13 protein-coding genes are annotated in these 21,817 nt (G+C 67.5%); 11 read left to right on the forward strand and 2 right to left on the reverse strand.

Annotated elements, in window-relative coordinates; genetic code table 11:
• Positions 1–330 precede the first annotated feature (330 nt).
• From ACYVAN_RS02505 to ACYVAN_RS02530, 6 genes are all read left to right on the forward strand, one after another.
• Positions 331–1,017 (forward strand): hypothetical protein, encoded by a 687-nt coding sequence (locus tag ACYVAN_RS02505; protein ID WP_460955131.1) that lies wholly within the window; start codon positions 331–333, stop codon positions 1,015–1,017.
• 48 nt (positions 1,018–1,065) lie between these two features.
• Positions 1,066–2,208, forward strand: a complete 1,143-nt coding sequence (locus tag ACYVAN_RS02510) for an ABC transporter ATP-binding protein (protein ID WP_460955133.1) — start codon at positions 1,066–1,068, stop codon at positions 2,206–2,208.
• On the forward strand, positions 2,208–3,056 hold the full coding sequence (locus ACYVAN_RS02515; protein ID WP_460955135.1) for an ABC transporter permease: 849 nt from the start codon (positions 2,208–2,210) through the stop codon (positions 3,054–3,056). The genes ACYVAN_RS02510 and ACYVAN_RS02515 overlap by 1 nt, the downstream gene beginning before the upstream one ends.
• Positions 3,057–3,171: 115 nt before the next feature.
• Positions 3,172–6,882, forward strand: coding sequence for an ABC transporter ATP-binding protein (locus ACYVAN_RS02520; protein WP_460955137.1), 3,711 nt, complete (start codon positions 3,172–3,174; stop codon positions 6,880–6,882).
• 354 nt (positions 6,883–7,236) lie between these two features.
• Positions 7,237–10,908, forward strand: coding sequence for a multifunctional oxoglutarate decarboxylase/oxoglutarate dehydrogenase thiamine pyrophosphate-binding subunit/dihydrolipoyllysine-residue succinyltransferase subunit (locus ACYVAN_RS02525; protein WP_460955139.1), 3,672 nt, complete (start codon positions 7,237–7,239; stop codon positions 10,906–10,908).
• 285 nt (positions 10,909–11,193) lie between these two features.
• Positions 11,194–11,370, forward strand: a complete 177-nt coding sequence (locus ACYVAN_RS02530) for a DUF6104 family protein (protein ID WP_460955141.1) — start codon at positions 11,194–11,196, stop codon at positions 11,368–11,370.
• 139 nt (positions 11,371–11,509) lie between these two features.
• Here the strand turns inward: ACYVAN_RS02530 and ACYVAN_RS02535 are convergent, their stop codons facing one another.
• Positions 11,510–12,250, reverse strand: a complete 741-nt coding sequence (locus ACYVAN_RS02535) for a TetR/AcrR family transcriptional regulator (protein ID WP_460955143.1) — start codon at positions 12,248–12,250, stop codon at positions 11,510–11,512.
• 178 nt (positions 12,251–12,428) lie between these two features.
• Here ACYVAN_RS02535 and ACYVAN_RS02540 point away from each other — a divergent pair, with 178 nt between their 5' ends.
• The 5 genes from ACYVAN_RS02540 to ACYVAN_RS02560 all read left to right on the forward strand — a co-directional run bounded on the left by ACYVAN_RS02540 (position 12,429) and on the right by ACYVAN_RS02560 (position 20,542).
• On the forward strand, positions 12,429–15,161 hold the full coding sequence (locus ACYVAN_RS02540; protein WP_460955145.1) for an efflux RND transporter permease subunit: 2,733 nt from the start codon (positions 12,429–12,431) through the stop codon (positions 15,159–15,161).
• 18 nt (positions 15,162–15,179) lie between these two features.
• A complete protein-coding gene (locus tag ACYVAN_RS02545; RefSeq protein ID WP_460955147.1) occupies positions 15,180–17,171 on the forward strand; it encodes a YhgE/Pip family protein in 1,992 nt (663 codons plus the stop codon).
• 267 nt (positions 17,172–17,438) lie between these two features.
• On the forward strand, positions 17,439–18,458 hold the full coding sequence (gene tdh / locus ACYVAN_RS02550) for an L-threonine 3-dehydrogenase (protein ID WP_460955149.1): 1,020 nt from the start codon (positions 17,439–17,441) through the stop codon (positions 18,456–18,458).
• A complete protein-coding gene (locus tag ACYVAN_RS02555) occupies positions 18,459–19,646 on the forward strand; it encodes a glycine C-acetyltransferase (protein ID WP_460955151.1) in 1,188 nt (395 codons plus the stop codon).
• Positions 19,643–20,542: a LysR family transcriptional regulator gene (locus tag ACYVAN_RS02560; RefSeq protein ID WP_460955153.1), complete on the forward strand. Its 900-nt coding sequence runs from the start codon at positions 19,643–19,645 to the stop codon at positions 20,540–20,542. The genes ACYVAN_RS02555 and ACYVAN_RS02560 overlap by 4 nt, the downstream gene beginning before the upstream one ends.
• Positions 20,543–20,597: 55 nt before the next feature.
• Here the strand turns inward: ACYVAN_RS02560 and hutI are convergent, their stop codons facing one another.
• Complete coding sequence (gene hutI, locus ACYVAN_RS02565) at positions 20,598–21,758, reverse strand: imidazolonepropionase (protein WP_460955155.1); 1,161 nt, start codon at positions 21,756–21,758, stop codon at positions 20,598–20,600.
• Positions 21,759–21,817 lie beyond the last annotated feature (59 nt).

Genomic DNA, 21,817 nt, shown 5'->3' on the forward strand with positions numbered 1-21,817 from the left:
GCCACCGCGCGCTGATCAGGACGGCGCGCGCTCAGTCGGGATGTGGCGCGCGGTTAGGATTTCAGGGACCGATCGGTGCGGCAGGGGCGGCCCGCTCAACCAGCCTGGGGGTCACCGGGAGCAGGCCGCCACTGCCAAGTGTAGGGCACCATCAAGCGTTTTCCGACGGCCCGCGCCGCCTCACCCGCAGATTCGAGCAGCGGAATCGATAACCACTCGAAGGAGTGAGTGGTCTGTTCCTGCCGTGTAGCGGTGGCGCCCGTCGACCGATATCAGCCGACGGGGAGCCAACCTCCCTTGTTCCGCTCCCCACCGAGGTTGGGAGACGACGTGCTGGACATGACTCTGTGCGACGCGGTGCGGGCGCGACTCGACAGGTGGGATGAGCTGGCCGAGCGTGGCAGCCCGGAGACGTTGCTGCCGATTACGCGCAACGAGCTGCACCGGCTCACCGAAGGTTTGCGGGCACTGCTCGAAGAGCACAATCCGGATGACGATGGCCACTGCCCGGCCTGCGCCGGAACCCTGCGCGCCAAGCGCTGGCCGTGCGAGGTGTGGCTTACCGCGCATCGCAAGCTGATCGGCGAGCGGTCCGGGCATGGGGCACACGCTCGGGATGGTCGGCACGAAGTGGATGCGCCGGAAACCGAACCGCTGGTCTGGCCCACGGAGAACGCCGACCCCGATGGGGATGCGTGTCCCGCGCCGCCGCCCGCCGGGGTGGGCGAAGTGGGTGCGCATGAAGCTCGCGGTGCCCTGCCGGAACCGAACGTGTCTGCGGCAACCGGTCCTGCGGCAACCGGTCCTGCGACTACCGGTCCTGCGACTACCGGTACTGCGACTACCGGTACTGCCACCACTCCGGAGGGGGGATTGCGGACGTGGGACACGGTCACCACGTCCGAGATCCCTGCGGTCCCTGCGGTGCCGCAACGCCACCGTCTGGAAACCGACCACTCCAAGATCCACCGGGCGCGCGTGACCGATCGGAGCGAATTTCGAGCGAACCTGCTCTGACCACCGTTTACGCGACTCCTCAACCGGCCTTGCTGGCGATGAGGCAGGATGGTTGCAGCCTCGGTGGCGGTCCGCGCGGTCCTTGCCCGCGGCGACGCCGTGCAACACCTTGCGACGATGGAGGAGCGCGTGCACGACGGCAGCGGCCGAATCATTGTGCAGAACCTCACGAAGCACTTCGGGCCGGTTCATGCGGTTCAGAATCTGAGTTTCCTGGTTCAGCCCGGGTCGGTGACCGGATTCCTCGGTCCGAACGGCTCGGGCAAGACGACCACGCTGCGCATGCTCCTGGGCCTGGTCAAGCCCACTTCGGGTACCGCGACGATCAACGGGTTGCCGTTCGACGCGTTGCCCAATCCGGCCACCACGGTCGGGGCGGTGCTCGAGGCACAGAGCTTCCACCCAGGGCGCACCGCGCGCGGTCACCTGCGCTGCTACGCGGCGGCCATGAACGTGCCGGACGAGCAGGCGGACAGGGTGCTCGAGCTGGTGGGGTTGTCGAGTGCGGCCACCCGGAAGACCGCCGGTTTCTCGCTGGGTATGCGGCAACGTCTGGCGCTGGCGACGGCGCTGCTGGGGGATCCGCAGATCCTGGTTCTGGACGAACCCGCGAACGGTCTCGATCCGGAAGGCATCGCGTGGCTGCGCAGCTTCTTGCGTTCCTTCGCGGCCACCGGACGGACCGTGCTGGTCTCCAGCCATCTGCTGCGGGAGATGGAGCACACGGTGGACCAGGTGGTGATCGTCAGCCAGGGCCAGTGCATGTACCACGGTCACCTGGACGAGCTGCGTGCTGCGCAGCGTTCGCGGGTGGTGGTGCAAGCGGCTGATCCCAATCGGTTGGTGGAGACCCTGCATCGTTCGGGTCTGGAGGTCGAGTACCTCCCGGACGGCAGGCTGGCCGTGACCGGTTCGGACACCCGGACGGTCGCTGATCTGGCACTGCAGGCCGGCGTGGCGCTCTACGGCATGCACGAGGACCAGGTCGACCTGGAGCAGTTGTTCTTCCAGCTGACCAGCGGTCAGTACGCGGGTAGCGCGCTCGCGGGTAGCGGGGAGGTGGCCGCCCAGCACGATTCCGGCCAGTGGGCGCCGCTGGACTCCCAGCCGGGGACTCAACAGCCGCCAAGCGGTTCGAACCCGGGTTGGTATGAGCAGGGCAGCAACGGTGGTTCGGGAGGTAGGGCCTGATGGTCGGGCTGGTCAGAGCAGAGTTCCGCAAGATTTTCACGATCAACTTGTGGTGGGCGCTGCTGATTCCGGTGGCGGTGCTGAGCTTCGGCGCCGGGTGGCTCGGCACCGGGTTCGGCACGATCAGCGAGTTGGAACAGCAGCTCGGCCGACCGCTGCCGCTGGGCTTGTTGACGGTGTCGATGTCGACGAACTTCAGCACGGTCTTCGCCGCCTTGTTCGGTGCACTGGCGGTGGCAGGTGAGCACCGGCACAAGAGCATCACCACGACTTATCTGACCGCTACCCCTCGTGGCGCTGTACTGACGGCGAAGTTGATCACTTACATGGGCATGGGACTGCTCTACGGGCTGGTCAACGTGCTCTGCTCGAGCCTCGGTGGCCTCGTCGGTGCGGGCTTCGACGGATTCGGCGATCCGGCTGACTGGTTCGCGGTCGGCGCGGCCGGGTTGTTGGCGATGGTGCTGTGGACGCTGCTCGGAGTCGGGCTCGGCACGCTCGTGACCAACTCGGTGCTCGTGATCATGACGTTGTTGATCTACAAGTTCGTGTTCGAGTTCGCCGTCACGCTCTTCCTGATGGGATCCGAAACCACCGACTTCACCGCCTACCTGCCTGCGGCCGCAGGCAACGGCATCGTCGGCAACGTCGCCGTTCCCGTGTTCATCTCGGCGATCGCGGGTGCGCGCGAGCAGTTCGTCCCGCAGGAGATCTTCGAGTTCCTGCACTTTCTGTTCGGCGGCACCTACGGCCACCCTTGGTGGCTCAGCCTGCTGACCTTCATCGGCTACACGCTCGCGTTCCTCGCGGGTGGTTGGTGGATGAGCAGGCAGCGCGACATCACCTGAGCAGGTTCGGGGATGCAGCAAGGGAACCTTTCTGTCACATCTGCGTGGAATGTTCCCTTGCTCACCCCGCCTCGTTCAGCGCCACGGCGTCGGTGCCACGTCCTAACCTGGCGTGGTGACCGATGCCGCCAATCCCGCTCCCGCGGCCGGCGGCTGGATCCGTCGGCTTTCCGCCGCCTGCTGGCGACACCCGACGGCCGTGGTGCTGGCGTTGGGAGCGTCGGTCGCCGCGATGGGGTTGGAAGCTCTCGTCCCTCTGCTGACGAAGCTGGCGCTGGACGACGCCATCGCGGGCAGCACCGACCGGCTCTGGTGGATCGTCGCGACGCTGATCGCACTGGGCCTGTTCCGGTTCGGCGCGTCGTTCGTCCGCCGCTATTCGGCGGGGCGACTGGCGTTGGACGTGCAGCACGATCTGCGGCGCGCGGTGTTCGCCTCGGTGCAGCGCTTGGACGGTGGCAAGCAGGATGCGCTACGCACGGGCCAGGTGGTTTCGCGGTCGATCAGCGATTTGCAGCTGGTCAACACGTTGCTTTCGATGCTGCCGATGGCGGTGGGCATGCTGGTGTTGGCCGTTTTCGCCCTGGTGGCGATGCTGTGGCTTTCGCCGCTGCTCACGGTCGTATCGCTGGTGGTGACGCCGCTGATCGCGGTGGTGAGCGCGCAGAGCAAGAAGAAGCTGTTCCCGGCGACCTGGTCCGCCCAGCAGCGGGCAGCGGACGTCGCGCAGCAGGTAGAGGAAACGGTCACCGGTGTTCGGGTGGTCAAGGGCTTCGGCCAGGAGGCCAGGGAGGTCGCGCGGCTCGAGAAGGGCGCTCGACGGCTGTTCGCCGCCCGGTTGCGCGCCGCGCGGATGACGGCGACGCCGTCGGCGAGTCTGACGGCGTTGCCTTCGGCCGGCCAGGTGGGTGTGCTCGGCTTGGGTGGCTGGATGGCCATGCAGGGCCAGGTGACGCTGGGGACGTTCGCGGCGTTCACCGGCTACATGGCGATGCTGGCGGGACCGGCTCGGATGCTGGCCAGCGTGATGATCCAGGCGCAGCTCGCCCGCGCGGGGGTGGAGCGCATCAACGATCTGATCGATTCCCGCCCGGATGTGCGGGACGAGCCTGGTGCGGTGGATCTTCCCGAGGGCCCGCTGGAGGTGGAGCTCGACGAGGTCGGGTTCGGTTACACCCGTGACCAGCCGGTGTTGCGGGGACTGTCGCTGCGGGTGCGTTCGGGCGAGACGCTCGCGCTGGTGGGGTCCGCCGGTTCGGGGAAGTCGACGGTGTCGCTGCTACTCCCCCGCTTCTACGACGTGCAGGAGGGCGGGATCCGGATCGGACCGCCCGATGCGGTGCATGACGTCCGCGATCTTCGGCTCGATTCGCTGCGCGCGGCCGTGGGGGTGGTGTTCGAGGAGGCGTTCCTGTTCTCGGACACGATTCGGGGCAATATCGCGTACGGGCGTCCGGAGGCGTCGGAGGAGGAGGTGGCCTGGGCCGCGCGCGCCGCCGAGGCGCACGAGTTCATCGAGGCTCTGCCGGATGGTTACGACACGCTCGTCGGCGAGCGTGGGTTGACCTTGTCCGGTGGGCAGCGACAGCGGGTGGCGTTGGCTCGGGCTTTGCTGTCGGATCCGCGGGTCCTGGTGCTGGACGATGCGACGTCGGCGGTGGATCCGACGACGGAAGCGGCTATTCACGACACACTGGATTCGGTCACCGAGCAGCGCACGACGTTGTTGATCGCGCATCGGCGATCGACGTTGGGGTTGGCGGATCGGATCGCGGTGCTCGACGAGGGCCGGGTGGTCGACTGCGGCACGCAGGAGGAACTCGAGGACCGGTGCGTGCTGTTCCGTTCGTTGCTGGCTGGTTCCGGCGAGTCGATCGACCGTGCCCGGCCTGGTTCCGAGGAGGCAGGTGGCACGACTCCGGAGCTGTGGCCCGGGGATGTTTCGGGTGCCGAAGCGGAGGTCGTGCGGGGTGCGGGCGCCGAACCGCCCACGCAGGAGCTGGTCGAGGGACTTCGGCGGTTGCCGGCTGCCGAGGATCGCCCGTCGCTCCACGAGTTCGATGCGACGGCGCCGGATCCGCGGTTTCGGTTGGCGGGGTTGTTCCGGCCGATCAGGTGGGGCCTGGTTCTGACGGTGCTGCTGGTCACCGGTGATGCGCTCACGTCGATCGCGTTGCCGTCGCTGGTGCGGTTCGGCGTCGATGGTGGTGTCGGCGATGGCAGTTCGACGGCGTTGCTGGCGGTGACGGCGGCAGGCGCTGCGATCGTCGGCGGTGGCTGGTTGTTGATCCGGTTGCAGACGGTGGTGACGGCTCGTACGGGCGAGACGTTGCTGTACGTGTTGAGGTTGCGCAGTTTCGCGCACTTGCAGCGGTTGGGCTTGGATTACTACGAGCGCGAGCTGGCGGGCCGGATCATGACCCGGATGACGACGGATGTGGATGCGCTCTCGTCGTTCCTGCAGACGGGGTTGGCCACGGCTGTGGTGAGCGTGCTGACCATCTTCGGGATCGCGGGTGCGTTGTTGGTCACTGATCTGTCGTTGGCGCTGGTGGCGTTGACCGTGTTGCCGGTGCTGGTGGTGGCCACCGTGCTGTTCCGGCGGGTGTCGGTGACGGCTTATGCGGAAGCGCGCGAGCGGGTGAGCACCGTCAACGCCGACATGCAGGAGAACGTGTCGGGGCTTCGGATTGCGCAGGCGCACCGCAGGGAGCGGCACACGGCGCGGATGTTCGCGCAGCGCAGTGACGCGTATCGACGTTCGCGCCTGCGGGCGCAGCGCTACATCGCCACGTATTTTCCGTTCGTGACGTTCCTGTCGGAGTTCGCGCAGGCCATGGTGCTGGGTGTGGGTGCGGCCCGGGTGGCGGGCGGGACGCTGACGCCCGGCGTGCTGGTGGCCTTCCTGTTGTATCTGGGTTTGTTCTTCTCACCGGTGCAGCAGTTGTCCGGCGTGTTCGACAGCTATCAGCAGGCCAGGGTCGGCTTGCGGCGGATCGGTGATTTGCTGCGCACGCCCACGTCGGTCCCGGAGACTTCCGATCCGGTAGCGGTTCCGGATCACTTCAAGGGTGAGGTCGAGTTGCGGAACGTCTCGTTCCGCTATCCGGGCACCGAACGGTTCGCGCTGCGGGATGTGTCGATGCGGGCCTGCCCCGGGGAGACGGTGGCTTTGGTGGGGGCCACGGGTGCGGGCAAGTCGACGCTGGTGAAGCTGCTGGCGCGGTTCTACGACGCCACGGAGGGCGAGGTGCTCGTCGATGGGGTGGATGTGCGCCACTATCCGCTGGAGGACTTCCATCACCGGCTCGCGGTGGTGCCGCAGGAGGGGTTCCTGTTCGCGGGTGATGTCGCGGGCAACATCGCTTACGGCCGCCCGGATGCCACGCGTGCGGAGATCGAGGCGGCCGCGGGTGATGTGGGCGCCTTGCCGATGATCACGATGTTGCCGGATGGGTTCCGCCAGGACGTGGGTGAGCGCGGGCGTGGGCTGTCCGCCGGGCAGCGGCAGTTGGTGGCGTTGGCGCGTGCGGAACTGGTCGAGCCCGATCTGTTGCTGCTGGATGAGGCGACGGCGGCGCTGGATCCGGCGACGGAGTCGATGGTGGTGACCGCGGGCGAGCGGGTGGCGACCGAGCGCACGACGTTCGTGGTGGCGCATCGATTGGCGACGGCCTCCCGGGCGGATCGCATCGTGGTGGTCGAGGACGGTCGGATCGTGGAGGAGGGCACGCATTCGGAACTGCTCGCCGCCGGTGGTCACTACGCGAGGTCGTGGCGGGTGTCGGATGCGCCGGTGGATGGTGCTTCCGCCGCGGGACTGTGACCGTCCTGTCACCCGTGGTGACCGGCAATGTCCGTTCGGTGATTCCGCTGGTCGGCGATGGGACGCGGGGCTGGCGGGGGTGAAACGCGCTCGGCGGTCCCGGGCGATATGCGGCTGGACAAGGCAGGCAGCTCGCAGCACCAAAAAAGCACTAATGTTACCGAACAGTAGGCCAAGTTCACAGGAGGCGATCGAGGGAAAATTCTCGATTTTCGGCGTATCCTGATCGATTTTGTGAACTAACTGGTGTGTCGTACGTCCCTGGTGTCTGCGTCAGCCGACCGGCAAGAAGTTAGCCTGGGAGGTGAGCATGTCTGAAAATTACGAGCAGATGGATCGAGGCGAACGCCAACCGTGTCCAGCAGCAGCCCTGCGTCACAGTTCGGCCCCAACGAGTGGTTGATCGAGGAGATGTACGAGCACTATCTCCAAGATCCTACTTCCGTAGACTCGGCGTGGCACGAATTTTTCGCCGACTACAAGCCGGGCCAGGCAGCCACTGACAAGCCCGCTGCTGCAGCAGCAGCAGCTCCCACCGCGACGGCCGCCACTGCCCGCACGAGCGAGAGCAACGGACAGGTCCGTAACGCCTCTGCGCCGAGCAAGTCGGGAACCGAATCGAAGGCGAAGCCCTCTCCGCAGGAGGCCGCGAAAGCCTCGCCGGTCAAGCAGGCAGGGCCGGGTGAGGAGGCCAAGGCCCTACGTGGCCCCGCAGCGGCGATCGCGAAGAACATGGAGCAGTCGCTGAGTGTCCCCACCGCGACCAGTGTGCGCGCGGTGCCGGCCAAGTTGCTGTTCGACAACCGCATCGTCATCAACAACCACCTGAAGCGGAACAAGGGCGGGAAGATCTCCTTCACGCACTTGATCGGCTATGCGCTGGTCCGTGCGCTGCGGGACTTCCCCGGCATGAACCGCCACTACGGTGAGGACGCCAAGGGCAAGCCCGCGGTCGTCACCCCGGAGCACGTCAACCTCGGGTTGGCCATCGACCTCCCGGGCAAGGACGGGGCGCGGAACCTGGTGGTCGCCTCCATCAAGAGCTGCGAGGACATGACGTTCCAGCAGTTCTGGCAGGCGTACGAGGACATCATCCGCAAGGCGCGCAACAACGCGCTGACGGCGGATGACTTCGCAGGCACCACCATCTCGCTGACCAACCCCGGTCCCAGCGGCACCAACCACTCGGTGCCGCGGTTGACCGCCGGTCAGAGCGCGATCATCGGCGTCGGGGCGATGGACTACCCGGCGGAGTTCCAGGGCGCGAGCGAGAAGGCCCTGGTCGACATGGGGATCAGCAAGATCGTGACGCTGACCTCCACCTACGATCACCGGGTCATCCAGGGCGCCGAATCCGGTGACTTCCTGCGCAAGGTCCACGAGCTCCTGCTGGGCGAAGACGGGTTCTTCGACGACATCTTCACGTCGCTCCGGATTCCGTACGAGCCGGTCCGCTGGACGCAGGACATCCCCGAGGGCGCGGTCGACAAGACCGCCCGGGTGCTGGAGCTCATCGACGCCTACCGCACTCGCGGCCACCTCATGGCCGACATCGACCCGCTGAACTACCGGCAGCGCAAGCACGAGGACCTCGACGTCCTCTCGCACAGCCTGACCCTGTGGGACCTGGACCGGGAGTTCGCCGTCGGCGGTTTCGCCGGCCAGGAACACATGAAGCTGCGCGACGTGCTGGGTGTGCTGCGTGACTCGTACTGCCGCACGATGGGCGTCGAGTACATGCACATCCTCGAACCCGACGAGCGGGAGTGGCTACAGAAGAGGGTCGAGCGGCCGCACACCAAGCCGGAACAGTCCGAGCAGAAGTACATCCTGTCGAAGCTCAACGCAGCCGAGGCCTTCGAGACGTTCCTGCAGACCAAGTACGTCGGCCAGAAGCGGTTCTCGCTGGAGGGCGCGGAGACGGTCGTGCCGCTGCTGGACGCGGTGCTGGACTCGTCGGCGTCGGTCGAGCTCGACGAGGTAGTCGTCGGCATGCCGCACCGCGGCCGGCTCAACGTGCTGGCCAACATCGTCGGCAAGCCGATCGCGCAGATCTTCCGCGAGTTCGAGGGCAACCTCGATCCGGGGCAGGCGCACGGCTCGGGTGACGTGAAGTACCACCTCGGCGCCGAGGGCAAGTACTTCCGGATGTTCGGCGATGGCGAGACCAAGGTGTCGCTGACTTCGAACCCGTCGCACCTGGAAGCCGTGGACCCGGTACTGGAAGGCATCGTCCGCGCCAAGCAGGACATTCTGGACAAGGGCCAGGAAGGCTTCACCGTTCTGCCGGTGCTGCTGCACGGTGATGCCGCGTTCGCCGGTCAGGGCGTGGTGGCCGAGACGCTGAATCTCTCGTTGCTGCGCGGTTACCGCACCGGCGGCACGGTGCACGTCATCGTGAACAACCAGGTCGGCTACACCACCGCTCCCGAGCACTCGCGCTCGAGCAAGTACTCGACCGACGTGGCGAAGATGATCGGTTCGCCGGTCTTCCACGTCAACGGCGACGACCCGGAGGCTTGCGTCTGGGTGGCCAAGCTGGCCGTCGAGTACCGGCAAACGTTCGGCAAGGACGTCGTGATCGACATGGTCTGCTACCGGCGCCGTGGCCACAACGAGGGCGACGACCCGTCGATGACCCAGCCGACGATGTACGACGCGATCGACAAGATGCGCAGCGTCCGCAAGACCTACACGGAGTCCTTGATCGGGCGCGGTGACATCACGGTCGAGGAAGCGGAGAAGGCGCTCAAGGATTACGCGAGCCAGTTGGAGCACGTGTTCAACGAGGTCCGCGAGCTGGAGAAGCACCCGCCGGAGCCGAGCCCGTCGGTGGAGGCGGAACAGGCCATCCCGGTGAAACTGGTGACCGCGGTTCCGCACGAGGTGGTCAAACGGATCGCCGACTCGCACCTGACGCTGCCGGACGGTTTCACGCCGCACTCGCGGATCAAGCCGGTGCTGGAGCGCCGCGCGAAGATGGCCGACGAGGGCGGTATCGACTGGGCGTTCGGTGAGCTGCTGGCGTTCGGTTCGCTGGCTATGGACGGGCGCACGATCCGGTTGACCGGGCAGGACACCCGGCGTGGCACGTTCGGTCAGCGGCACTCGGTACTGATCGACCGCAAGACCGGTTCGGAATACACGCCGCTGCAGAACCTCTCGGATGACCAGGCCAAGTTCCTCGCGTACGACTCGGCTCTGTCCGAATTCGCCGCGCTGGGCTTCGAGTACGGCTATTCGGTGGCCAATCCGAACGCCATGGTCGTGTGGGAGGCGCAGTTCGGCGACTTCTTCAACGGCGCGCAGTCGATCATCGACGAGTTCATCTCGGCCGGTGAGGCCAAGTGGGGCCAGCGTTCCGATGTGGTGGCTCTGTTGCCGCACGGCCACGAGGGCCAGGGCCCGGACCACAGCTCCGCCCGCATCGAGCGGTGGCTGCAGCTGTGCGCCGAGGGGTCGATGACGGTCTCGATGCCGTCGACACCGGCGAACTACTTCCACCTGCTGCGCAGGCATGCGTTGGATGGCATCCACCGTCCGCTGGTGGTGTTCACGCCGAAGTCGATGCTGCGGATGAAGGCCGCCACCAGCCCGGTGGAGGACTTCACCCAGGGCAAGTTCTGTTCTGTGATCGACGACCCGTCGCAGCCGGATCCCGAGTCGGTTCGCCGGATCGTGCTGTGCACCGGCAAGCTCTACTACGAGCTGGCCGACGAGAAGCAGAAGCAGGGTCACGACGACACCGCGGTCGTGCGGTTGGAGCAGCTGTACCCGCTGCCCCACCGCAAGCTGGGCCGGTTGCTGGAGCGCTACCCGAACGCGAACGACGTGCGCTGGGTGCAGGAGGAACCGGCCAACCAGGGTGCTTGGCCGTTCTTGGGTCTGTCGCTGCCGGAGTTGTTCCCCGAGCGGCTCACCGGCATCACGCGCGTTTCGCGGCGGGCCATGGCCGCCCCGGCGACCGGTCTCAAGACCGTTCACGATGTGGAGCAGGCCGAGGTCGTGCAGGGCGCCTTCGCCTGATTCACAACAGCGAACGAGGCCGCCGGTTCCTTCAGGAGCCGGCGGCCTTCGTCGTTCCCACGGGCGCATCGCGGTGCGAGCAAGGGAACCTTTCTGTCACATGTGGAAGAAAAGTTCCCTTGCTGTCACCTCTGGGGACGCCGGGGGCACGCGGTTGGCTGCCGCGGGGTGACAGCGGCGTTCCTTCGCGGCGGACGCTGTCTTACAGTTCTGCGCAGCAGCGTGCCCTCGGCGACCGCGCGGTTCGTCGGGAGGCGAAGTGGCCGGAACAATGAGGAGGATGCGGTGTACTTCACCGACCGTGGCATCGAGGAGCTCGAAGAGCGTCGTGGCGACGAGGAGGTGACCCTGGCGTGGGTCGCCGACCGGATGCGAGTTTTCGTCGACCTCAACCCGCAGTTCGAGGACGCCGCCGAGCGGTTGGCGACCTTCATGGCCCGCGACGACGCCGACGACGAGTGAGCGTTCACGATCGGTAACGACCGGCCTGGTTCTCCCGTTTCGCACGGTGCGCGGGAGGGTCGGGCTCGGCTACCGGACGGCTTGTTCCCCACCGCAGCACGTGGGAGTTCGGCACAGCGTTGAGGCGAACCCCGCGTTCTCAGCGCTCGGTCCTCTCGGAGCCGGTCAGTTCGGTGAGGTTACGCACCAACGCGGGCAACGTGTGCATGACGGTCTCTCGGGTGGTCAGTTCGGAATCTTCCGCACCGGCGAGGATTGCCTCCTGCATGGCTGCTTCGTACTGGTCGGTCAGCAGCTGCGTCATGTGCACCGGATCGATGACGAAGCGCAGGCCGACCGATCGGGCCGCGGTTTCCAGTATGTCGGCGAGCTGGCGTTGGAACACGCGGGTGTTGTCGAGGAACCGGGGTGCGACTGCGGGGTCGCGCATGGCCAGCAGCCGGAATTCGCTGAGCATCAGGCACCACTGCCGGGTGCCGGTCTGCGAGCGGAGGATGTCGGCGATCACCTCTTCGATGAGGTCCTCGCCCGGTTCGCCGTCGACGCATTCGAGCGACTTCACGATGCGGGCGAAGTGGTCGCGCAGCGTGTCCAGGCGGGTCTGGTTCTCCCGCTCGGTCAGGGCGAAGAACAGCTCGATCTTGCTTCCGAAGTTGGAGTAGAAGGCGCCGCGGGTGAATCCGGCGTCGTCGGCGATCGCCTCGATCGAGGTGCCGTTGATGCCGTGTTCGGAGAACAGCCGGTATGCGGAGTCCATGAGCCGCTCGCGGGTCTTGGTTCGCCGAGCGGTTTCGCGTGCACCGCCGTCTTGTTCCGGCGCGTCGGGCACCGTTCGGGTATCACCCGGGGCTGCGGGGTCGCCCTTGATCGCTGCCACCATGCCTTCCTTCCTCGCGGCTCGTGGACGGCCGTGTGACTGACCGCCGTCATCGGCGGTTCCACCGCACCATCATAGGGCGAATACACCCCCGTATCGGATACACATCTGTATCAGATACGTTCTCGTATCGGATACAGGGTCGTATCCACTTCCCCCGTTCCGGCGACAGGAGTGTGGTGTGTCCTCGTTCCTTTACTCACTCGGTCGGGTGGCGTACGCCGCCCGAAAGACCGTCCTGACGATCTGGATACTCGTGCTGCTCGTCGCGGGCGGCGCCGCACTGGCGCTCAACCAGGGCCTGGACAACACCGTGTCCATCCCCGGGACGGAGTCGCAGGAAGCCCTCGACCGGCTCAGTGTCACCTTCCCCCAGACCAGCGGCGCTTCCGGCCAGATCATCGTGACCTCCCCCGGAGAGAACGGGGTCCGCGATCCCGCGGTCGAGGAACCGGTGCGCGAGACCGTCGACGAGCTCGCCGCCCTGGAGCCGGTGGCCTCGGTGATCTCCCCGTACAACGAGGAGCTCGGCGGGACGGTCAGCGATGACGACTCGGCCGCGCTGATCGCCGTGCAGCTCACCGAGCAGGTGTCCACAGTCGACCAGGCCACCAAGGACCGGATCGCGGGCATCGCCCAATCCCTCGACGACCGGCTGCCGGAAAACTCACAGGTATCCCACGGCGGCCCGCTCTACAGCCAGAGCATGCCCGGAGCGAGCCTCGTCGAAGTACTGGGGCTCGTCTTCGCCGTCATCGTCCTGACCGTGACCCTCGGGTCCTTCCTGGCCGCCGGGATGCCACTGCTGAATGCCCTGATCGGGGTCGGTGTGTCGACCACGCTGATCTTCCTGGCGACGGCCGTCGCCCCGGTCATGGCCACGACACCACTGCTCGCTCTGATGCTCGGCCTGGCGGTGGGCATCGACTACGCCCTGTTCATCATCTCCCGACACCAGCAGGAACTCGCCGGTGGCGCGGACCCGCAGGAGGCGGCGGCCCGCTCGGTCGCCACAGCGGGCTCAGCGGTGATCTTCGCCGGGCTCACCGTCATGATCGCGCTGGTCGGACTCGGTGTCGCGGGAATCCCGTTCCTCACCACGATGGGTGTCGCCGCCGCTGTCGCCGTCGGTATCGCCGTGGTCGTCTCGCTCACGCTGGTCCCCGCACTGCTGGGCTTCGGCGGGACACGCTTGCGGCCGGGCGGTCGGCGCAGGCGAGCGGATCAGCGGAGCACGCCGAAGGGCGACCGCTTCTTCAGCGGCTGGGTCCGCGCGGCGACCCGGTTCCCGCTGGTGACGATCGTCGCCGTGGTGGCCGTACTCGGCCTGGCGACGGTACCCGCCGCAGGACTGCGGCTGGCGCTTCCGGACGCGGGTGCGTTGGCCGAGGACGAGCCGGCGCGCGTCACCTACGACCTTGTCGCGGAGCACCTGGGAGAAGGCCACAACGGCCCGTTGATCGTGACCGGCAACATCGTGACCAGTACTGATCCGCTGGGGTTGATGAACGACCTCAAGGGTGAGATCGAGCAGCTCGACGGGGTCGCGGAAGTTCCGATGGCGAGCCCGAACCCCACCGCCGACACCGGAATCGTCCAGGTCATCCCCGAGAGCGGCCCCAATTCGGAGGAAACGAAGGAGCTGGTCGAGCGAATCCGCTCGCTGGACGGGCACTTCATGGACACGTACGGCATCGACATCTCGGTCACCGGTTTCACCGCTGTGGGCATCGACGTCTCCAACAAACTCGCCGACGCGCTGCTGCCGTTCGGCATCGTCGTGGTGGGCCTGTCGCTGGTGCTGCTGGCGATGGTGTTCCGGTCGATCGCGGTCCCGGTCAAGGCGGCATTGGGCTATCTGCTCAGCATCGGGGCCTCCCTGGGCATCATCACCTTGGTGTTCCAGGACGGGTATCTGGCCGAGCTCCTCAACGTGGCCCGGACCGGTCCGGTGATCAGCTTCATGCCGATCGTGCTGATGGGTGTTCTGTTCGGACTGGCGATGGACTACGAGGTGTTCCTCGTGTCCCGGATGCGCGAGGAGTACGTGCACACGGGTGATGCTCGCGGCAGCATTCACTCCGGGTTCGTCTCGTCGGCGAAGGTGGTCACCGCCGCCGCCGTGATCATGTTCGCGGTGTTCGCGGCGTTCGTGCCATCGGGCGACGCGAATCTCAAACCGATCGCATTCGGCCTGGCGGTCGGCGTGTTCATCGACGCGTTCGTCGTCCGGATGACGCTGGTACCGGCGGTGCTGTCCGTGCTCGACGACAAGGCGTGGTGGATACCGCGCGGCCTGGACCGGAAGTTGCCGTCGTTCGACGTGGAGGGCGAGAACCTGCGCGACGAACTGGCGCTCGCCGACTGGCCGCACCCAGGCTCCGAGGCGGCGATCGCGTGCGAGGGGCTGTCGCTGACCGAACCGTCCTCCGGGCAGCGGCTGTTCCGGCAGGTCGGTTTCACGGTTGCGGCACGGGGCACGCACGTCGTGCGCGGAACTGACGAGTCCGCGGTCAGCGCATTGCTGCTGACCCTGTCCGGCAGGGTCAAGCCCGACAGCGGCAAGCTGAAAGTGCTGGGGCTGGCACTGCCGGCTCGGGCTGCCGCGGTGCGCTCACGCGTCGCCTACGTCGACCTCGGCACCGGTGGAGCCGAGGCGGTGCGCGCGGCGCTCGCCGAAGCGCCCCGGATCCTGGTCCTCGACCGGACCGACCGCGCATCGGCCCCCACCGAGCGCGCCGAGATCCGGCGGCTGCTCACCGAGGCCGGGAACGTGCTCACCGTGGTCGCGGGCACGACCGGTTCCTCGGAGGTGCGTGACCTGTTGCCCGCAGCTCGCCCCGTGGCCCTCGCCGACATTCGCGACGACCCGCGGGAGGCCGTTTCCGGCGTCCTGACCGGCGTGACGCGCTAGAAAAGCAGAGGTATTGCTGTGAGTTCACTGAAGAACACGATGCGGCGCGGCTCCGGTGCCGGCCGGTCCTCCTTCCTCCCGTTACCGCTTGTCTCCCTACTCGGCCTGCTCCTGGTTCCATTGGCGATCGCGGGGCTGCTGACGTGGTCGTTGGGCAGCACCGACGACCGACTCAAGGACGTCAAGGCGGCGGTCGTCAACAACGACGAGCCGGTGGAGGTGGATGGTCAGCTCGCCCCGCTGGGCAGGCAGCTCTCCGCGACGCTCGTCGGTGACGAGATCAAGAGCAACTACTCGTGGGAGTTCGCCACGAAGGAAACGGCCGAGCAGGGACTGCAGGACGGTGAGTACGTCGCGGTGGTGACGATCCCGGAGAACTTCTCCGAAGCGGCCACTTCGTTCTCCCGCGATCCGGCGCAGTCACACCGCGCGCAGATCGATGTCACCACCGGCGAGCGTGGCAAATTGGCCGACGGAGCGATCAACAAGTACGTGACCAGTACGGCGGCGGAACTGCTGAGCAACCAGCTCACGACGACCTATCTGGACAACGTGCTCGTCGGGTTCAACACGCTCAACGACAAGCTGGGTGATGCCTCCGCGGGTGCGAAGTCGCTGGCCGACGGCGCCGAGGAGCTGGCGGACGGCGGCGGGCAGCTCGCCGACGGTGCGGAGCAGCTCGCTGCGGGTTCGCGTCAGCTCTCGGACGGGCTGGGCGAGCTGGACGGCGGTGCGGCTCAGCTGTCCGACGGCACGTCGGAACTGGCGTCGGGGCTGGAGCAGCTTCGTCAGCAGACCGCTCAGCTGCCGGAACAGTCGGCGACGTTGGCCGATGTCGCCGCCAAGGAATCGGCCGGGGTGAACGAGCTGCACTCCGGCCTGGGCACCCTCTCGGCGAATCTCAAGGAGATGCAGAAGGAGTGCCCGCCGGGAATTCTGCCGCTGTGCAACAAGCTCGCGGTGCAGGCCGTGATCGCGGAGAAGCTGAACGAGGGTGCCGGGCAGGTTTCCCAGGCCAGTGGCGGGGTCGCCGGTGGGCTGGAGAAGATGGCCGGCCGGACCCCCGACTCCGGTGGCGGCCTGCCCGCCCTGGCCGATGGTGTCGACCAGCTCGCTGACGGCGCGTCCCAGCTCGACGGCGGTACCGCGGAGCTGCACAACGGCATCTCCCGACTCCACGGGGGCGCTACCGAGCTCGCCGACGGTGCTGGTCAGCTCTCGACCGGAATCGGTGGTTTGACCGCGGGTGCGCGGAAGCTCAGCGACGGTTCCGGTGAGCTCTCCTCCGGACTGGGGCAGGCCGTGGAGCAGCTGCCCGCCTACTCGGATGAGAATCGGGAGAAGCTCTCCGACGTGGTGGCCAGCCCGGTGGCGACCACGAACGGCACGGCCGTGGGCTTCGGGAGCAGTGGTCTGCCGGTGTACGCGGTGCTGGCGTTGTGGGCTGGTGCGCTGGCCACGTTCCTCGTGCTGCGCCCGATGCCCGCGAGGATGCTGGGGTCGACCCGCTCGTCGTTCGTGCTGGCGTTGCGCCACTTCGCGCTGCCTGCCGGCATCGCCGTGGTGCAGGGCGTGCTGGTGGCCGCGGTACTCGGCTGGTCGCGGGAACTCGCGGTCGGTGAGTGGTTCGCGACGGCGGGGATCGGTGCACTGGCCGCTGTCGCGTTCACCGCGGTCAACCAGGCGCTGGCGGGCGCGCTCGGTGGCGCGGGACGTTTCGTGTCGATGCTCGTCGCGCTGATCGTTCTCGCGAACGGGTTCGTTTCGGCGGTGCCCGGTGTGCTGGGGACGCTGTCGGCGGCGATGCCCGTGGGGCCCGCGCTGGACGGTTTGCGCGCGACGCTGACCGGTGGTGACGTCTCCGGTTTGGGATCGGTGGCACTGCTGGTGTTCTGGGCACTGCTGGGCCTGGGCGTCACTTGCCTGGCCGTCGAGCGGCAGCGCACCGTCCGAGCGGCATACCCGCTGGCCACCTCCTACGGGGGCGGCAACCAGGCTGCCCTCGCCTGAACAGGGAAGCGAAAGCCGGGGCAGGCCTTGTCTGCCCCGGCTTTTTGGTAGGTGCGAGCAAGGGAACTTTTCTTCCACATGTGACAGAAAGGTTCCCTTGCTCCGGCCGCCGCGCCGACCGCGAGCTGGGGGTTGTGCAGCGGTGCTTACGTGCCAGTGCAGAAAGTCGTGATGGACCGTTCAGCTCCGCGGGGGTGAGACTCCGGGACGGCCGTTGCCGAAGACCTCGGCGACGGGCGGACGATCGGAGGCAAGGTGCGCGCTTTGGTGAAGACCTCGCCGGCGCCGGGGCTGGAACTGACCGAACTGCCGGATCCCGCTCCGGGCCCCGACGACGTGGTTGTGCGGGTGTGGCGGACGGGGATCTGCGGCACCGACCTGCACATCGCGTCGTGGGATGACTGGGCGTCGCGGACGGTGGACACACCGCTGGTCGTCGGTCACGAGTTCGCGGGCGAGGTGGTGGCGGTCGGCTCGGCCGTCGAGCAGGTCGCGGTGGGTGACGTGGTCAGCGGAGAGGGTCATCTGGTGTGCGGGAAGTGCCGGAACTGCCGGGCGGGCAGACGGCACCTGTGCGCACGCACCCGTGGTCTCGGTGTGCATCGGGATGGTGCGTTCGCGGAGTTCGCGATGTTGCCGGAGCAGAACGTGTGGGTGCACCGGCAGGACGTGGATCCCGATGTGGCCGCGATATTCGACCCGTTCGGCAACGCGGTGCACACGGCTTTGAGTTTTCCGGTGGTCGGCGAGGACGTGTTGATCACCGGTGCCGGGCCGATCGGTTTGATGGCCGCGGGGGTGGCCAGGCATGCGGGTGCTCGCCACGTGGTGGTCACCGACGTCAGCGAGCACCGTCTCGCGCTCGCCCGCCGGCTCGGGGTGGATCTGGCGGTGAACGTCGCCGAGACCAGCATCGCGCGGGCCCAGGAGCTGCTGGGCATGGCGGAGGGTTTCGACGTGGGCATGGAGCTGTCGGGGCATCCGTCGGCGTTGCGGGACACGATCGGCAACATGAGCCACGGTGGCCGGATCGCGGTGCTCGGGCTGCCTGCCGAGAACTTCGCGGTCGACTGGAGCACGGTGGTGCTCAAGATGTTGACCATCAAGGGCATCTACGGCCGGGAGATGTTCGAAACCTGGTATTCCATGTCGGTGCTGCTGCAGTCGGGGCTGGACCTGGCGCCGGTGATCACGCACCGCTTCCCCTTCACCCGGCACGACGAGGCGTTCGAGGTCGCACGGGGTGGCCGGTGCGGCAAGGTCATCCTGGATTGGACGGTGCGGTAGATGTACACGCTGGTCGACGATGTCCGCGCGGAGCTGGCCGAGATCCGCGCGGCCGGGTTGCACAAGCAGGAGCGGGTGTTGGACTCCCCACAGCGCGCCCGGGTCGGGGTTTCCGACTCGGAGGTGTTGAACTTCTGCGCCAACAACTACCTGGGTTTGGCGGATCATCCGGCGCTGCTGGCGGCGGCGAGACAGGCGCTGGACGACTGGGGTTTCGGGATGGCGTCGGTGCGGTTCATCTGCGGTACCCAGGCACCGCACAAACTGCTCGAACGTCGGTTGTCGGAGTTCCTGGGTACCGAGGACACCATTCTGTACAGTTCGTGCTTCGACGCCAACGGGGGCCTTTTCGAGACGTTGCTCGACGAGCGCGACGTGGTGATCTCCGATGAGCTCAACCACGCGAGCATCATCGACGGGGTTCGGTTGTGCAAGGCGGGCCGTTCGCGCTACCGCAACCGGGACATGGCTGATCTGGAACGGCGTCTGGCCGAGGCCGGTGATGCGCGGCACCGCGTGATCGTCACCGACGGCGTGTTCTCGATGGACGGGTACCTGGCACCGTTGGACGAGATCTGCGATCTGGCCGACCGGTACCGGGCGATGGTGGTGGTGGATGATTCGCACGCGGTCGGATTCACCGGTCCGACGGGTGCGGGAACGCCTGAGCTGTTCGGGGTGTCCGATCGGGTCGACGTGCTGACGGGGACGTTGGGCAAGGCGTTGGGCGGTGCCAGTGGTGGATACGTGTCCGCGCCCTCCGATGTCGTGGAGCTGTTGCGGCAGCGGTCACGTCCGTACCTGTTCTCGAATTCGTTGGCGCCTTCGATCGTCGCCGCGTCGCTGGCCGCGCTGGACCTGGTGGGCTCCGAGCCGCAGTTGCGGCGGAAGTTGGCCGACAACAGCACGTTGTTCCGGCAGCGGATGATCGAGGAGGGTTTCGATCTGCTGCCGGGTTCGCACCCGATCATTCCGGTGATGATCGGGGACGCCGCCGAGGCAGCCAGGATGGCGGATCTGCTGCTGGCGGAGGGCGTTTACGTGATCGGTTTCTCGTATCCGGTGGTGCCGAAGGGCAAGGCGCGGATCCGCACACAGATGTCGGCGGCGCATTCGCCGGAGGACGTGGAACGTGCGGTGCGGGCGTTCGTCGCCGCCCGCGACCGGATGAGCGCTGGTGTGCGGTGATCGATCCGCGGCGACTGCTGGTGCTGCGCGCGCTGGCTGATCACGGCACGGTGCGCGCGGCGGCGGATGCGCTGCACCTGACGCCGTCGGCGGTGTCGCAGCAGTTGACAGCGTTGGAGCATGAAGCCGGCCAGTCGCTGCTGGCGCGCGAGGGCCGCCGGGTGCGGCTGACTGCGGCGGGTGAGCTGCTGGTCGGGCATGCCAAGGCGGTGTTGGCGGAGTTGGAGCGGGCCGAGGCGAGCTTGGCGGAGTGCGCTTCGGGTTCGGTGGGAAAGGTCGAGATCGCATCGTTCGCCTCCGCGATCACGCAGGTGGTGGCTCCGATGATCGTGATGTTGCGGGAGCGGTCACCGGGTGTGTCGGTGCTGGTGCGGGATGCGGAGGCGCACACCAGCCTGATGATGCTGTTGGCGGGCGAAACCGATGTGGCGATCTCGATGGAGTACAGCTCCACGTTGCAGACCGACACCGACAGGTTGAGTCGCTATCCGCTCTATTCGGAGCCGTTCGACGTGGTGCTGCCGCCGGGCCATCCGTTGTGCGAGGCCCCGGAGGTGGCGGTGTCGGACCTGCGGGATGCGGACTGGATCGCTCCGTTGCCGGGCAATCCGTGCCGCGCCGTGGCGGAGGTGTGTTGCGAGCACGCGGGGTTCGTTCCGCGCATCACGCACACTTCGGATGATTTCCACGCGGTGGTGGCGTTGGTGGCTGCCGGTACCGGGGTGGCTCTGGTGCCGCGCACGGCGATCGGCTCGGAGCGTTCGGTGTGCGTGCGACCGGTGGCGGGGCAGCCACCGACTCGCCGGGTTTTCGCCGCCGTGCAACGCGGCCGGGAGGAGAATCCGCTGGTACGGGTGGTTTTGGACGCGTTGAAGGCGCAGCAGGCCCCTCGGTGAGTCGAATGCGCTGCGTGGTCACCGGTGGCCGGTGCAGAAACTCGGGGGTGCGGGTTCAGCGCGCGCGGGTGCCCGCACGCCACACCGCGTGGGTCATCGGCACGCCGGGGCGATAGGCCAGCCAGGTGGTGCTGGGTGCGTCGAGGACGTGGAGGTCCGCGCGGGCACCGGGGCGGATACTTCCGACCGCGCCCTCGCCGGATTCGCGGCGCAGCGCCTTGGCGCCGGCCCACGTCGCCGCGAGGATCGCCTCGTCGACGCTCATCCGCATCTGCAGGACGGCCGTCGCCACGCAGAAGGCCATTGACGTGGTGTAGGACGAGCCGGGGTTGCAGTTGGTGGCCAGTGCGACGCTGGCCCCAGCGTCGAGGAGAGCGCGGGCGTCCGGCAGTGGCTGGCGGGTGGACAGATCGCAGGCGGGCAGCAGGGTCGCGGTGGTATCCGACGCGGCGATATCGTCCACATCGGACTGTTCGAGGTGGGTGCAGTGGTCCACGCTGGCGGCACCGAGTTCCACCGCGATCCGCACGCCCGGCCCTGGTGCGAGCTGGTTTCCGTGCACCCGCAGTCCCAGTCCGTGCCGGGCCGCGGCGTCGAGCACCTGTCGGGACTGGTCGGCGTCGAAGGCGCCCTGCTCGCAGAACACGTCGCACCAGGCGACGTGCGGCGCGACGGCGTCGAGCATGGGACCGCGCACGAGGTCGACGTATTCGTCGGGGTCGTGGCCGGGCGGCACCAGGTGTGCGCCGAGGAAGGTGACTTCGTCGGCTTCGCCCGCCGCCAAGGTGGCGGCGCGGAGCTCGTCGGCGACGGTGAGCCCGTAGCCGGTTTTGGTTTCGACGTACGTGGTGCCTTGGGCGACGGCTTCGGTGATGTGGCGGCGCAGGTTGGCGACCAGTTCGCGGTCGGTGGCCGAGCGGGTCGCTTCGACGGTGGTGGCGATGCCGCCCGCGCGGTAGGGGTGGCCATCCATTCTGGCGGCGAACTCGGTGGTCCGGTCTCCGGCGAAGACGAGGTGGGTGTGGCTGTCGACCCAACCGGGCAGCATAGCGCGCCCGGCCACGTCGACGCGGTGGTCGGCTTCGGGTGCCCGCGCGCTGGAACCCACCCACGCGATGCGCTCACCGTCGACGACGACAGCGGCGTCGGCGAGTTTTCCCGATTCGGGGTCGTGGGTGGTGAGTTCGCCTATGCCGGTGATAACGGTGCTGGCCATGATCCGGTGACCACTCCCCTGCTGGTCGTCGATGGGCTGGGTCGTCGATGGGCTGGGTC

It is taken from the genome of Parasphingorhabdus pacifica (assembly GCF_054779195.1).

Coding starts and splice junctions, on each gene's coding strand:
- ACYVAN_RS02535 (WP_460955143.1), bottom strand. CDS start 12,250: ATGGTGGCAGCGATCAAGGGCGACCCCGCAGCCCCGGGTGATACCCGA.
- ACYVAN_RS02515 (WP_460955135.1), top strand. CDS start 2,208: ATGGTCGGGCTGGTCAGAGCAGAGTTCCGCAAGATTTTCACGATCAAC.
- ACYVAN_RS02510 (WP_460955133.1), top strand. CDS start 1,066: ATGGTTGCAGCCTCGGTGGCGGTCCGCGCGGTCCTTGCCCGCGGCGAC.
- ACYVAN_RS02555 (WP_460955151.1), top strand. CDS start 18,459: ATGTACACGCTGGTCGACGATGTCCGCGCGGAGCTGGCCGAGATCCGC.
- hutI (WP_460955155.1), bottom strand. CDS start 21,758: ATGGCCAGCACCGTTATCACCGGCATAGGCGAACTCACCACCCACGAC.